This window comes from Metabacillus sp. B2-18 (assembly GCF_021117275.1).
Classification (GTDB): Bacteria; Bacillota; Bacilli; order Bacillales; family Bacillaceae; genus Metabacillus.
Genome location: NZ_CP088245.1, coordinates 3,351,519 through 3,365,456, shown reverse-complemented (window position 1 = coordinate 3,365,456; position 13,938 = coordinate 3,351,519). Strand labels below are relative to the sequence as shown.

The 13,938-nt window shown below is 36.0% G+C and carries 10 protein-coding genes and 3 pseudogenes; 12 read left to right on the top strand and 1 reads right to left on the bottom strand.

The window, feature by feature from the left end; genetic code table 11:
* Window positions 1–24: 24 nt before the first annotated feature.
* Window positions 25–405: a rhodanese-like domain-containing protein gene (locus LPC09_RS17125; protein ID WP_231307873.1), complete on the bottom strand. Its 381-nt coding sequence runs from the start codon at window positions 403–405 to the stop codon at window positions 25–27.
* A 184-nt stretch (window positions 406–589) separates the two neighbouring features.
* Between LPC09_RS17125 and LPC09_RS17120 the strand changes: the two genes are divergently transcribed.
* From LPC09_RS17120 to LPC09_RS17065, 12 genes and pseudogenes are all read left to right on the top strand, one after another.
* Window positions 590–1,426, top strand: a complete 837-nt coding sequence (locus LPC09_RS17120) for a lipoate--protein ligase family protein (protein WP_231307872.1) — start codon at window positions 590–592, stop codon at window positions 1,424–1,426.
* A gap of 186 nt (window positions 1,427–1,612) precedes the next feature.
* A complete protein-coding gene (gene tnpA / locus LPC09_RS17115; protein WP_098796075.1) occupies window positions 1,613–2,074 on the top strand; it encodes an IS200/IS605 family transposase in 462 nt (153 codons plus the stop codon).
* Window positions 2,075–2,245: 171 nt separating this feature from the next.
* Window positions 2,246–3,591, top strand: a protein-coding gene (locus tag LPC09_RS17110; RefSeq protein WP_098799740.1) for an IS3 family transposase whose coding sequence is annotated in 2 segments (ribosomal slippage) — window positions 2,246–2,702 and window positions 2,702–3,591 — 1,347 coding nt in all. Because the reading frame shifts where the segments join, the coding sequence is not laid out codon by codon here.
* Between the two features lie 388 nt (window positions 3,592–3,979).
* A pseudogene (locus LPC09_RS17105) lies at window positions 3,980–4,774 on the top strand (ribonucleotide reductase N-terminal alpha domain-containing protein); the annotation flags it as partial.
* A 501-nt stretch (window positions 4,775–5,275) separates the two neighbouring features.
* The gene (locus LPC09_RS17100; RefSeq protein WP_098796004.1) at window positions 5,276–5,782 is read left to right on the top strand and encodes an endonuclease domain-containing protein; all 507 of its coding nucleotides are present in this window, start codon (window positions 5,276–5,278) and stop codon (window positions 5,780–5,782) included.
* Window positions 5,783–6,033: 251 nt separating this feature from the next.
* Window positions 6,034–6,672: pseudogene (locus LPC09_RS17095) on the top strand (hypothetical protein); the annotation flags it as partial.
* A 212-nt stretch (window positions 6,673–6,884) separates the two neighbouring features.
* Window positions 6,885–7,817, top strand: coding sequence for a PDDEXK family nuclease (locus LPC09_RS17090; protein ID WP_098796006.1), 933 nt, complete (start codon window positions 6,885–6,887; stop codon window positions 7,815–7,817).
* A gap of 61 nt (window positions 7,818–7,878) precedes the next feature.
* Window positions 7,879–9,000, top strand: a pseudogene (locus LPC09_RS17085) (hypothetical protein); the annotation flags it as partial.
* A 410-nt stretch (window positions 9,001–9,410) separates the two neighbouring features.
* The gene (mntR, locus tag LPC09_RS17080; RefSeq protein ID WP_098796009.1) at window positions 9,411–9,830 is read left to right on the top strand and encodes a transcriptional regulator MntR; all 420 of its coding nucleotides are present in this window, start codon (window positions 9,411–9,413) and stop codon (window positions 9,828–9,830) included.
* A 431-nt stretch (window positions 9,831–10,261) separates the two neighbouring features.
* Window positions 10,262–11,281 carry an ABC transporter ATP-binding protein gene (locus LPC09_RS17075; protein ID WP_231307871.1) on the top strand — a complete coding sequence of 340 codons (1,020 nt, stop codon included), beginning with the start codon at window positions 10,262–10,264 and terminating at the stop codon, window positions 11,279–11,281.
* A complete protein-coding gene (locus LPC09_RS17070) occupies window positions 11,256–12,224 on the top strand; it encodes an ABC transporter ATP-binding protein (RefSeq protein WP_098796012.1) in 969 nt (322 codons plus the stop codon). Before LPC09_RS17075 ends, LPC09_RS17070 begins: the two co-directional genes overlap by 26 nt.
* Before the next feature lie 46 nt (window positions 12,225–12,270).
* The gene (locus LPC09_RS17065; RefSeq protein WP_098796013.1) at window positions 12,271–13,884 is read left to right on the top strand and encodes an ABC transporter substrate-binding protein; all 1,614 of its coding nucleotides are present in this window, start codon (window positions 12,271–12,273) and stop codon (window positions 13,882–13,884) included.
* Window positions 13,885–13,938 lie beyond the last annotated feature (54 nt).

The following is a 13,938-nucleotide window of genomic DNA, read 5'->3' as shown; positions in this document are numbered from 1 at the left end:
GTCGCTTCTTGTAGGATTCATCTCTTATTTCTTTTTAACTTTACCTGTCCAGTTTTTATAACCACCCTTTAGGCAGTTTAAGTCGCTATAACCTTTACGTTTCAGCATTTGTGCTGCACGACCACTACGTACTGTGTTTTGGCAGTATAAGTAGACTGGCTTATCAGGACGTATTTCTTTTAAGCGTTGACGTAACTGTGAAAGCGGGATATTTCTAGCTCCAAGAATATGTCCACCTTCAAATTCATTCGGCTCACGTACGTCGATTAATTGTGCTTTACGATAGCCTGCACGAAAATCTTCTTCAGGTAATTGCTTCATTATTTTACGTTGGTAGAAAAAGTTAAAAGCAGTGTACGCAATTAGAGCGGCTGCTAAAATGATTAATAAAATAGTTGATGTCAATGTTCTCGACCCCTTTAATTTAGTGTGATCTTTGTTTGTAAGCTCATAAGAACTCTTATAAGACTTCTATTATTATATAAGAGCTTGTCTGAAATGTCATCAGGTTACATGCATTATTATTTTCTTCTTTAAAAAGTTCTGCTAGACTAAAAAAGTAAAATTAATGAACAAAGAGGGTTACAACATGATAAAAGAAGTTTGGAGATACATTGATTCTGGTAATTGTTCACCAGCATATAATATGGCTTTGGATGAAGCACTTTTAGAATGGCATAGTGAAGGAAAGATTCCTCCAACAATACGATTTTATGGTTGGAATCCGGCAACTCTTTCAATTGGATATTTTCAAAAGGTAGAAAAAGAAATTGATTTAGAAGCTGTAAAAAAATATGGCTTAGGATTTGTAAGGAGACCAACTGGTGGACGAGGAGTGCTACACGACCAAGAACTTACATATAGTGTCATTGTTTCAGAGGAGCATCCTGAAATGCCTAAAACTGTAACAGAGGCTTACAGGGTAATATCTGAAGGAATACTAGAAGGCTTTAAAAACCTTGGTCTTGATGCATACTTTGCTATACCACGTACAGATGAAGAAAAGGCTGGCTTGAAATCACCACGATCGGCTGTTTGCTTTGATGCACCATCATGGTATGAGCTTGTTGTAGAAGGGCGTAAAGTTGCAGGAAGTGCACAAACACGTCAAAAGGGTGTAATTCTTCAGCATGGATCGATACTACTAGATCTTGATGAAGATATGTTATTTGACTTATTTAAGTATCCTAACGATCGTGTGAAAGAGAGAATGCAACGTGCTTTTAAAAATAAAGCAGTGGCGACAAATGAGCTTCGAAATGAACCAGTTACAATTGATGAGGCGAAAAAGGCATTTAAAGAAGGCTTTGAAAAGGGCCTTGATATAGAGCTTGAGCCTTATACATTAACAAGTGAAGAAGAAGCTTATGTAAATGAAATAGCTAAGAATAAGTATGAAAGTGATGAGTGGAATTTTAAAAGGTAAATGATGATGTGGCGTAATCTTATAAGATTGCGTCCTTTATTGTGGTTTCGAAAACCCCTGGCTATGCCGGGGGTTCTAAAGAGCTTCAAGCGTGGTATTAAAAAAACCTCACTTCACATGGTAGGATAAAATTGGTTTCCCGACCACTTTATCTCGCCATAGAAGGAGGTATGCCCTTTGAAGGACATGAATAGTTTAGCACACACAACATGGAATTGTAAGTACCACATTGTGTTTGCACCAAAGTACAGAAGACAAATTATTTATGGAAAATACAAAAAGAGTATTGGACAGATCATCCGGGATTTGTGTGAACGAAAGGGTGTTGTCATTCATGAAGCCAATGCTTGTCCCGACCACATTCATATGTTAGTAAGTATCCCACCAAAATTAAGCGTGTCTCAATTCATGGGTTACTTGAAAGGAAAGAGCAGTCTCATGATTTTCGATAGGCATGCGAATTTAAAGTATCGATATGGAAATCGGAAATTTTGGTGCCGTGGCTTCTATGTTGATACAGTAGGCCGAAATAAAAAGCAAATACAAGAATACATTAGAAATCAGCTGGTAGAAGACTACCGAGCTGACCAGTTAACATTGTTCGAAGAGTTTGATCCGTTCACAGGAGAAAAAAATAAAAAGAAATAGAGAAATTCTTTAGAATTGGTGAGTGAATGTGGTGCAAAAGGGAAACCTTTCAGTGGGCCTTTAAGGCCAAGGCCGGTAAGAGAGGCTTTCAGCCGCAGAGCAAACCACCAGTTCATGAACTGCACCCCAATTGTTAGACACACATCTAACAATTGGAGGTGCAGTTTTTATATGTCTAAATTTAATATAGAGGAAAAAATAGAAGCAATTATACGTTATCAACAAGGATTCGAGGGGGTAAAAACAATTGCGAAATCCATAGGAGTAGATCATACTGTCTTATTAAATTGGATTAAACAATATGAATATCATGGTGAAAGTGCCTTTAAAAAACCCTATACATCCTACACAACAGAGTTTAAACTAGACGTACTAAATTATATAAAAGAGACAGGGACGTCTATAAGGGAAACGGCTGCAATTTTTAACATCGCAACACATAGTACCATTCAAAATTGGCTAAAAAGTTTCGAATCACTTGGAATAGATGCCCTAAAACCAACACAAAAGGGGCGTCCATCCATGAAAAAAGAAACAAAGAAACCTAAGTCAGTCGAAGAGTCTGAAGCGTTACGAGCTGAAAATGAGCGTTTACGTATGGAAAATGCATATTTAAAAAAGTTACAAGCCTTAATTCAAGAAAAGGAAAAATTACAGAAGAAAACAAAGCGCAAATAATATATGAATTAAGGCATGAATTTAAAGTAATTGATCTAGTAAAGGTCGCTGGAATTGCGCGTAGTACGTATTACTATTGGGTAAAACAAATGGATCGTCCAGATAAGTATAAGGAAACTAAAGAGTTGATTCAGGGGATTTTTGATGAACATCAAGGACGATATGGATACCGCCGCATTACATTGGAATTACGTAATCGGGGATTAAAAATAAATCATAAGACAGTGAGACGATTGATGAATAAAATGGGATTAAAATGTCTCGTGCGTATGAAAAAATATCAATCTTACCGCGGAAATATTGGGAAAGTAGCTCCTAATATTTTAGAACGTGATTTTAAAGCATCAAAGCCAAATGAGAAGTTGGTAACAGATGTGACAGAATTCCACCTTCATGGAGAGAAGTTATATTTATCCCCCATTTTAGATTTATACAACGGGGAAATCATCGCTTATAACATAGAAAAACGTCCTGTTTATCGCCTGGTATCAGAGATGTTGGATAAAGCTTTTAGCCGACTAAATGAGGGAGACACTCCTATTTTGCATTCCGACCAAGGCTGGCATTATCGCATGAAGCATTATCAACACGCCTTAAAAGAAAAAGGAATCATACAGAGTATGTCCCGAAAAGGGAATTGCCTAGATAACGCAGTCATGGAGAATTTCTTTGGCTTATTAAAGTCTGAATTACTGTACTTAAAAGAATTTGAGAGTATGGAGCATTTCAAACTAGAATTAGAGAATTATATATATTACTATAACCACAAACGGATTAAGGCAAAATTAAAAGGCATGAGTCCGGTACAGTACCGAATTCATGCCCAAGTAGCAGCCTAAGCTTCTATGTCTAACTTTTTGGGTTCAGTTCATTCACACTGGTGGTTTTGATTATTTTAGAAAAAGTCAGACTTGTAGAACTTTGACGAAAAGTAATTTTTTAAAACAAAAATTAATAAAAGCCTGATATGGCAACATTTTCCGACACAAAACACCTTGCAAGTGACAAAATTCTTCAAAAATCCCCTTTTTTACTCATAAATCATTATAAACCTTTCATTTGCTTTCTTTTTTAATAAGTTATCAATTTGACAAAATGAAAAATAGTTGACCTAAAAACTATATGTAGTATTGTTTGTGAGAAAGTAGACACTATATATTGAATAATGCATTTGAATATGATAAATTTAATCAGGAGATTTACTAGAAAGATAGAGGAGTTGGTACAATGACAGTTGTTACTGAGCAGAAGATGAGCTTAGATGTGGAGAAGCTTAATAAAGATATCAGTGCATTCCCACAAGTTCATCCTATTACAAAAGATATGAAGTTAACTCATAAGGGTGTTTCAAGACTAGTTATGCTAGATCGTTACACATTTAAAGATACGGAAAAAATCACGTTATCTGAAGGGGACTTCGTTGTCTTAACAATTAAAGAAGACCCTAAATTTCCAGCGAGAGGACTTGGGTATATCAAGTCGATTGATTGGGAAGCAAAAATGGCAAGTGTTCTAGTCGAAGAGGAGTATAAACACTCATTAGACAAGCCTGAGGAAGTGGAAACAGGAATCGTGAAACGCTCGTTAGACGTCATTGAAAAACCACTTGAAATCTTTTACGAACAAATTGCAAAAAGAAATGCAACGGGATTAGCATCAGTTGAAACAACGGAGGAAAAACGTCAAGAATGGTTTGAAAAGTTCTATCAAGAGCTTGTGAACCTAAACTTTATTCCAGCCGGCCGTGTTCTTTATGGAGCTGGCGCGGAAACAGAAGTAACATACTTTAACTGTTACGTAATGCCATTTGTGAAAGATTCACGTGAAGGAATCTCAGAGCATCGTAAGCAAGTAATGGAAATCATGAGCCGCGGTGGTGGAGTAGGAACAAATGGTTCAACACTTCGCCCACGTAATACACTTGCAAAAGGTGTTAACGGTAAATCATCTGGTTCTGTTTCATGGTTAGATGATATTGCTAAGTTGACTCATCTTGTTGAGCAAGGTGGATCAAGACGAGGTAGAGTACAATAACGCGTGCCTCGTCTATAAAAAACCTCGTGAATTGCTGGAAACTCTTTATGGTTTAAGTTATTAATTACTTCTAGAGATCTTCATAATTGAAAGGTAATTAACTAGAGGTGATTTAAAAATGATAAAACCATATGATGCATCTGAATTTCAAAAATGTAAAATATGTCATTTTCAACTATCTCATAACAAACAAGGAAGTTCACGTCACATCTAAAGAAACATGGTCTTACATTAAATGAATACCTTTTAAAACACTATTACCAAGACAATGACTTGAAATGTGCATATGAGTTATGTCGAAGGCTTGTAACATTAAGAAGAGGGAAGCCTAACAAGTTTTGTAGTATTTCATGTGGTGCTATAGGAAAACCATTAGTTTGCCAAACATGAGGTAAGAAGTTTGAGGCTAAACATAGAGGTACCAAAACCTGTAGTCAAATATGTGCACGAAAGTTAAAATCACAAAAGCTTGCTAATTGGCATCATTCAATGAGCAATGAACAAAAGCAGGAACATTTTAGGACTATAATTAATAAAACAGCAAAAACTAGAAAGTTAAATAAAACTCCTTCTTGGAATAGTGGTAAAACTGGGATTTATAGTAAAGAGACCATAGATAAGATTCGTGCATCTATATTGAAACAAATGGAAAATCAAGTCTTTAAAAAAACAACAATTGAAAGGTTAATGGAGGAGTATTTAAAGAGACTCAATATAAAATACAAATACTCTTTTGTTTTGAAAGGCAGACAATTTGATTTTCTTTTAATAGAGCATAAATTAATTATAGAATGTGATGGTGACTACTGGCATGCAAATCCAAAATTTTATCCTGAACCTATGCAGTGGCAAATACAGAGGATAAAAATAGATATTGAAAAAAATGAGATTGCCTTAAAAAACGGATTTCAAATAGTCCGTTTTTGGGAAGATGACATATTAAATAATTTTGATAATGTAAAATGCATCATACATGACTTACTGGCTACAACGTAACTGGAAACGGTAAGCGTGAATGCTTAAAAACAGTAAGTGGATAAAGACAATCAGCAGCCAAGCTCCTATTATGGAGAAGGTTCAACGACCATCGAAAACACGTCATACATGGCGAAAGTGAGTAGAGTAGGGATTAAGTGATCCCGAAGTGCGAGGGCACTCAGATAGAGTGTAAGATATGGTCTGAACTCTAAGGTGACTTAGAGAGTTGATCTAACGAATCAACGTAACATTTTTATAAGGCGCAAATGATCATGCTGGCAGACTGGCATCCAGACATCATAGAATTCATTATCTCAAAAATGCAAAACCCAAGAATTTTACGTTACCTAATTGAAAACACAAACGATGAAGCGATTAAAAAATACGCTCAAGATAAATTAAAATTCACACCACTAACACAACAAGAAATTGATATGTATCAAGGAATTGTGAACTACAAGCAAATTCCGGGCACAGGTGGATTTAGTGAAAAGATTATTAAAGACGCAGAGTTAAAACTACGTACTGGCGGCACTTACAGTGTTCATAATTCAGAGTTTTTAACAGGAGCAAATATTTCTATTACACTAACGAAAGACTTTATGGACGCTGTAGAAAATGATGCCGAATATGAGCTTCGATTCCCAGATGTAGAGAGCTACACTCAGCAAGAAATGAACGAATACAATGAAAACTGGCACAAAGTTGGGGATGTACGTGAATGGGCAGGTCTTGGCTACAAAGTTCGTACGTACCGCAAAATTAAAGCAAAAGAGCTTTGGAACTTAATTAATATTTGTGCAACTTATTCAGCAGAGCCAGGTATTTTCTTTATAGATAATGCAAACGACATGACAAATGCTAAAGCATATGGTCAACAAGTTGTTGCGACAAATCCGTGTGGTAAAGTGGCTTAGTTTGCCTCACGTTAAAAACTGCGGAATAAAGCGGGAAGGCTGAGATGCTAATCCGAACCGAAGGCTGAATGTAAAGATTTAGTCAGGGGCAACGCATAGACGGTGAACCTCAGAATGAGAATATAATCCGTCCACGAGGCCGCAGCATGACACACTTAGTTTTATATTTATATCATTATAAAAATGGTATTGGGGTGATTTGCATGAATAGAGGGTATGCTGGATTTTATAAGAACTATTATCTTAGGAGTTCTTATGAATACGCCTATGCAAAATATCTCGATTTTCACAAAATACCATGGAGTTATGAAGACCATTCCTATGATATAGGATATAAAACTTATAAACCTGATTTCTTTTTCTACGATCAAAATGGAAAACTTGAGAAGATAGTCGAAATTAAGTCCAGAAATGAAAATGTATTAATTGAGGCCAGAAAGGCATTAGATTGTATTAAGGCAATATATAACGTCGATTTTGAGCTTATTACCTATAAACATCTGTTAGAATTATATAAACCTTTACCTTTTTCTTTAACATCCACAATAGACGAATGGATAAAATCTGAAAAAACGACCATTAATAAAACTGCACATGGTAAGCTTAACGCTCACTATAACTTAAAACATAGTGAAAATGCCAAGAAGAAAATAGGGGAACACACTAGAAAGTTGTGGGCCTCTGAAAGTCTCGCAAAGAAGAAAATGCTAGAAGGATTAAAGAAAAGTGGAATGAAAAAAGGATATATTCGAGTTGCGAGAGTACAAAGAAAATGTATTGAATGTAATAAAGAATATGAGGTGTTATCTACTTCACCTAAGAAATATTGTAGTAGAACATGCTCAGGAAACTCCGCTATCCGAAATGCAACAGTTCAATACATGGAAAAACGAGAATCTATCCACAAAGGTATAAGGGATTATGTTATAAGATGGTCAATCGACAATAAGGATATAGTTTTAGGAACACCCCTTAATAAAATTAAAACTACTATTTCTCAATTAATACACGATATCCAAAGTAAGTTTGGAGTGAAGGACATCAGAGTCATCTCAAAAGCTGTTTTTGGGGAAGACCGTGGAAGAAAAGAATTGATTAGGTTTATGAAAAAAGTGTGTAATGAAAAGATATGCTGAACTTGCGGGAATAAAACCGTAAGAACTATCGGATAAAAAGCCGATAGGATAACAAAAACTGGAACAACCACTCGCACCATATTCCGTTTGTAACTTAGCAGCTGTAAACCTAGCGGAAATGGCAAATAAAGAAACAAAAACAGTTGACTTCGAAAAGCTTAGAAAAACAGTTGAAGTTGGCGTTAGAATGCAAGATAACGTAATCGATGCAACTCCATACTTCTTACCAGAAAACAAACATCAAGCTCTAGGTGAGCGTCGTGTCGGTCTTGGTGTAATGGGTCTTCATGACTTACTAATCTATTGTGAAACAGAGTACGGTTCTGAAGAAGGTAATCAGTTAGTAGATAAAGTATTTGAAACGATTGCTACTACTGCATACCGTGCATCTATTGAACTTGCTAAAGAAAAGGGAAGCTTCCCATTCTTAGCTGGTGAACAAGAAGTAGAAACAAATCGTTTAAGAGAAGCATTCACACAAACAGGCTTTATGAGCAAAATGCCTGAAGATATTCGTGAAGGTGTAAAAGAATACGGAATTCGTAATTCACATCTATTAACTGTTGCTCCTACGGGATCCACAGGAACAATGGTTGGCGTCGCAACAGGCCTTGAGCCTTACTTCTCATTCTCTTACTTCCGTAGCGGGCGTTTAGGGAAGTTCATTGAAGTAAAAGCGGATATCGTTCAAGAATATTTAGATCAACATCCAGAAGCAGATGCGAATAACCTACCATCATGGTTCGTATCAGCAATGGAATTAGCACCGGAAGCACATGCTGACGTACAATGTGTTATCCAACGTTGGATTGATAGTTCAATCAGTAAAACTGTAAATGCTCCTAAAGGTTACACAGTTGAGCAAGTTGAAAAAGTGTATGAGCGTTTATATAAAGGTGGAGCAAAAGGCGGTACTGTTTATGTAGATGGTAGCCGTGACACACAAGTTTTAACATTAAAAGCAGAAGAAAATACGTTTGATGATAGTGACGAAGAAGTTGTTCCGAAAGAAAAAGGGAAAGTAGTACTTGTAGATACTATAAATGACCTTCGTTCAACAGACGTTACAATTGGTAATGAAGTAGGAAACACTTGCCCGGTTTGTCGTGAAGGTACGGTTGAAGATTTAGGCGGCTGTAACACATGTACGAGCTGTGGAGCACAATTGAAGTGCGGGTTATAATATGAACTTTTAAAAAGGATCTGACCATGTCAGGTCCTTTTTATATGAGGATGAGTGAAATTCATCATGTCGAAAAATGGTGAATTTTATCTAATCGAAGATACTATCCCAATAATCGTAGATAAATCTCAGGAATCGTAGATAAAATGGACAAAATCGAAGATAAACTCCTCATAATCGAAGATAAAAGAACCTGGCAACAGATTTTAATGTCATTTCATTTAAATCCACTACCTGAAAATGCCATAGAAATGAGCAATCAAGTTATTTTCTCATGGAGAATTTGTTCTATACTAGGATCACTCATGAAATTGGGAGTGCTTTCCTAATATTCCTTGTCATTACCTTTAAACTCATGTAAAATTGTAATGATTTCGTTAAAAAAGATCGGCAATTCTGGAGGGGACTACATGCCAACACCTAGTATGGAAGATTATATCGAACAAATATATTTACTTATTGAAGATAAAGGATATGCACGTGTTTCTGATATTGCAGAAGCATTGGCTGTTCATCCCTCCTCCGTCACAAAAATGGTTCAGAAATTAGATAAAGATGAGTATTTAATTTATGAGAAATATCGCGGACTCGTGTTAACGAATAAAGGGAAGAAAACAGGAAAACGACTAGTTTATCGCCATGAGCTGCTAGAGCAGTTTTTAACTATTATCGGCGTTGATCAAGATAAGATATATAATGATGTTGAAGGTATTGAGCATCATCTAAGTTGGAATGCAATCGATCGAATTGGAGATCTTGTTCAATATTTTGAAGAAAAAGAAGAGAGAATTCAATCACTACGGAATATCCAAAAAAATAATGAAGAGTAAGAAAAAGCGGTGAATGATAGTTAATCTACATTCACCGCTTTTTTGTTTGTCCAAAAAGATACTTGGTATAAAAAGTAACCAACTCCTTGTCTGTGTAAAGAAACATTGTAATGATAAGAAAGGTAAAATCATTATTAATGTAGTGGGATATTATTTTAATTATTATCCTGAGAAAGAATTAGAAGCTTTTTTAAAAAAAAGGTGGCGCGAGGGTGTGATCCTTTTTCTGCAATATCCCTTAATGTGTTTAACTCTTTAACGCAAGCTAGCAGTAAAGGTTTAAAGTGGTGATATCGAAATATGTCGAAAGAAAGTTCTTTCGATACGACAAAAAGCGACAATATTAGAATATTTTTTATGTGATAATATTCACTACTTTCATTATATTTTAATAATTTAAAATTTTAACAAGATAATTGGTAGGTGATCAAATGAGTAAAGAACCTATACTTCAAATAAGAGATTTAAAGGTATCCTTTCGTTCTGAAAAAAAGCTGGTCCCAGCAGTTGATGGAATAAGTTTCGAGTTAAATAAAGGCGAAATCTTAGGGATTGTTGGAGAGTCGGGAAGTGGAAAGAGTGTTACATCATTGTCAACAATGGGATTAATACCTAGCCCTCTTGGTGTGATTGAGCATGGTGAAATATTATTTGAAGGTAAAGACTTAACAAAATTTAGTGAAAAAGAAATGCGAGGCATCCGAGGGAATCAGATATCGATGATCTTCCAGGAGCCTATGACTTCATTAAACCCATTGTTTACAATAGGCAATCAATTAATTGAAGCTTTAAAGTTACATACAAATCTAGCGAAAAAAGAGGCAAGACTGCGTGCAGTTGAATTGCTTAAGTTAGTTGGAATACCAAGAGCAGATGAAATCGTTAATGATTATCCACATCAACTCTCCGGGGGGATGAGGCAAAGGGTAATGATTGCGATGGCGATGGCCTGTAATCCGCAAGTCTTAATCGCGGACGAACCTACAACTGCTCTAGATGTTACGATACAAGCCCAAATTCTATCTCTTATGAAAGATTTAAATGAAAGAATGAATACATCAATCATTTTTATTACTCATGACTTAGGAGTAGTGGCAGAAGTATGTGATAGGGTAATTGTTATGTATTCCGGTCAAATTGTCGAACAAGGTGACGTAAAAACAATCTTGAAAAATCCTAAACATCCATACACAAAGGGATTAATTAAATCGGTCCCTGATATTCGAGGGAAAAAAGATCGGTTATACAGTATACCTGGTAATGTTCCACGACCTGGAAGTATTATAAACGGATGTCGTTTTGCAGCAAGATGTGAGGAAATGTTTGGTCAATGCCAAGAAGAAACACCTCAACTATATAAAATGGAAAAAGAAGATCATAATGTTCGATGCTTTTTGCATAGTGGAAAGGAGGAAGTAGAGAAAAATGACAGAGTTACTTCTTCAAGTTAACGGGTTAAAAAAGTATTTCCCTATAAATGGTGGATTACTTGGCAAAAAGCAAGGTGAAGTGAAAGCGGTTGATGATTTATCTTTCTTCGTTAAAAAGGGCGAAACATTAGGAATCGTAGGTGAAAGTGGTTGTGGGAAATCTACAACAGGCCGATTGCTTATGAGATTAATAGAAGCTAGTGACGGAAGCATCATTTTTGAAGATAAAGATCTTAGGAACCTGTCTAAAACAGAATTAAGAAAAACACGAAGAGACATACAAATGGTTTTCCAGGATCCTTATGCTTCTTTAAATCCGAGACATTCTATTGAAAAAATTTTAGAAGAGCCCCTTATTGTACATGGAATTGGTTCAAAAGAAGAGAGAAAGAAACGAGTTCAAGAGATGTTAGAAATCGTTGGCTTGAGCAGCTACCATGCAAGAAGGTATCCACATCAATTTAGTGGTGGACAACGTCAAAGGATTGGTATTGCGAAAGCGCTTATGACAAAGCCTAAATTAATTATCGCCGATGAGCCGGTGTCAGCATTGGACGTATCCATACAAGCCCAGGTACTAAACTTAATGAAAGATATACAAAATGAGTTTCAACTTACCTATATCTTTATTGCTCATGACCTTGGTGTTGTTCGTCATATTAGTGACCGAGTGGGTGTTATGTATTTAGGTAGATTAATAGAGTTATCTGATAGTGAGGAACTTTATACGAACCCGATGCATCCTTATACAAAGGCACTATTATCTGCTGTACCTATCGCAGATCCAGAAAATAATCGTGAGAAAATTACGATTACTGGTGAAATACCAAGTCCATCGAATCCTCCTGCAGGATGCGCCTTTCATACAAGATGCTCAGAATGTATGGACATTTGTAAAACAACTCGACCAGAATATAAAAATATAAATGGTCATTTTGTTGCATGTCATTTATACAATGACTAACATGCAGCATTTATGATAAATAAAAAAAATGGGGGTAAGAAAGCGAATGAAAAACAAATCACTCAAGCTGCTACTTATTTCACTATTAGCGATTAGTATGCTTCTAGTTGGATGTAGTGGTAACTCAAACGAAAAAGCTGGTGGCGAAGGACAGTCTTCTAGCGAAGGAGAGAAAAAGGATACTTTAGTTTTTGGACGTGGGGGAGATTCGACATCTCTTGATCCAATTACAACAACTGAAGGTGAAACATTTAAAGTAACTGAAAACATTTTTGAAACCTTAGTTGAATATGGAGAGCAAGATACAACACTTCACCCAGGACTTGCAGAGTCATGGGAAGTTTCAGAAGATGCTCTTACATACACATTAAAGCTACGTCAAGGTGTTAAATTCCATGACGGTACAGATTTTAATGCAGAAGCAGTTGTTTTTAACTTTGAACGTTGGATGAATGGAAATGCAGATGATTTCCCTTACTACACAATGTTTGGTGGATTTAATGGTGAAGAAGGGCATGTTATTGAATCTGTTACAGCTGTTGATGATTACACAGTTGAATTTGTTCTAAACCGCCCACAAGCTCCATTCTTAAAGAACTTAGCAATGTCTCCATTCGGAATTGCTAGTCCGAAGGCTATCGAGGAGTCTGGTGACAAATTTAGAGAAAATCCAGTTGGTACGGGTCCATTTAAATTTGTAGAGTGGAAACAAAATGATCGTATTGTACTTGAAAAGAATGATGATTACTGGTTAGAAGGTTTTCCTAAGTTAAAGCAAGTTATTTTCCGTGTTATTCCTGAAAACTCTGCAAGATTAAATGCTTTAACAAATGGTGAGATCGACCTTATGGATGGATTAAATAATTCAGATGAAGCAACAATTACAGGTAATGATCAGCTTCAATTAATTGAACGTCCATCAATGAACACTGGATACTTAGGATTTACAGTAAATCGTCCTCCATTTGATAATAAACTTGTACGTCAAGCATTAAATCATGCAATTGACAAAGAAGCCATTATCGAAGCATTTTATGGTGGGAAAGCAGAAGTTGCAAAAAACCCAATGCCACCTTCTGTTGAAGGATATAATGATGAGATTGAAGCATATCCTTATGATTTAGAAAAAGCAAAAGAACTATTAGCTGAAGCAGGCTATGCTGATGGATTTGAAATGGATCTTTGGGCTATGCCAGTAGCACGTCCTTACATGCCTGAAGGAATGAAGGTAGCAGAGGTTATCCAAGCATCATTTGCTGAGATTGGCGTTACAGCTGAAATTCAATCAGTAGACTGGGCAACTTACTTAGATAAAGCTGCTAAAGGTGAGTTCGACGCGTACATGTTAGGTTGGACTGGTGATAATGGAGATCCAGATAACTTCTTATACACGCTTTTAGACAAAGATAGTATTGGAAGTAACAACTATTCTTATTACAGCAATGATGAGCTTCATGATGTATTAATTAAAGCTCAAACTGAAACTGATCAAAATACAAGAAATGATTTATACAAACAAGCTCAAGAAATCATTCATGATGATGCACCATGGGTTCCATTGGTTCACTCAACACCGTTATTAGCGGGAACTAGTGATTTAGTAAATTATTTACCACATCCAACTGGTTCTGAGGCATTAACGAAAGTTGAATTTAAATAATCATGTAAAGAAAGGGGAGCTTTGTCTCCCCTTTTGTTAAGCAAAATATTGATA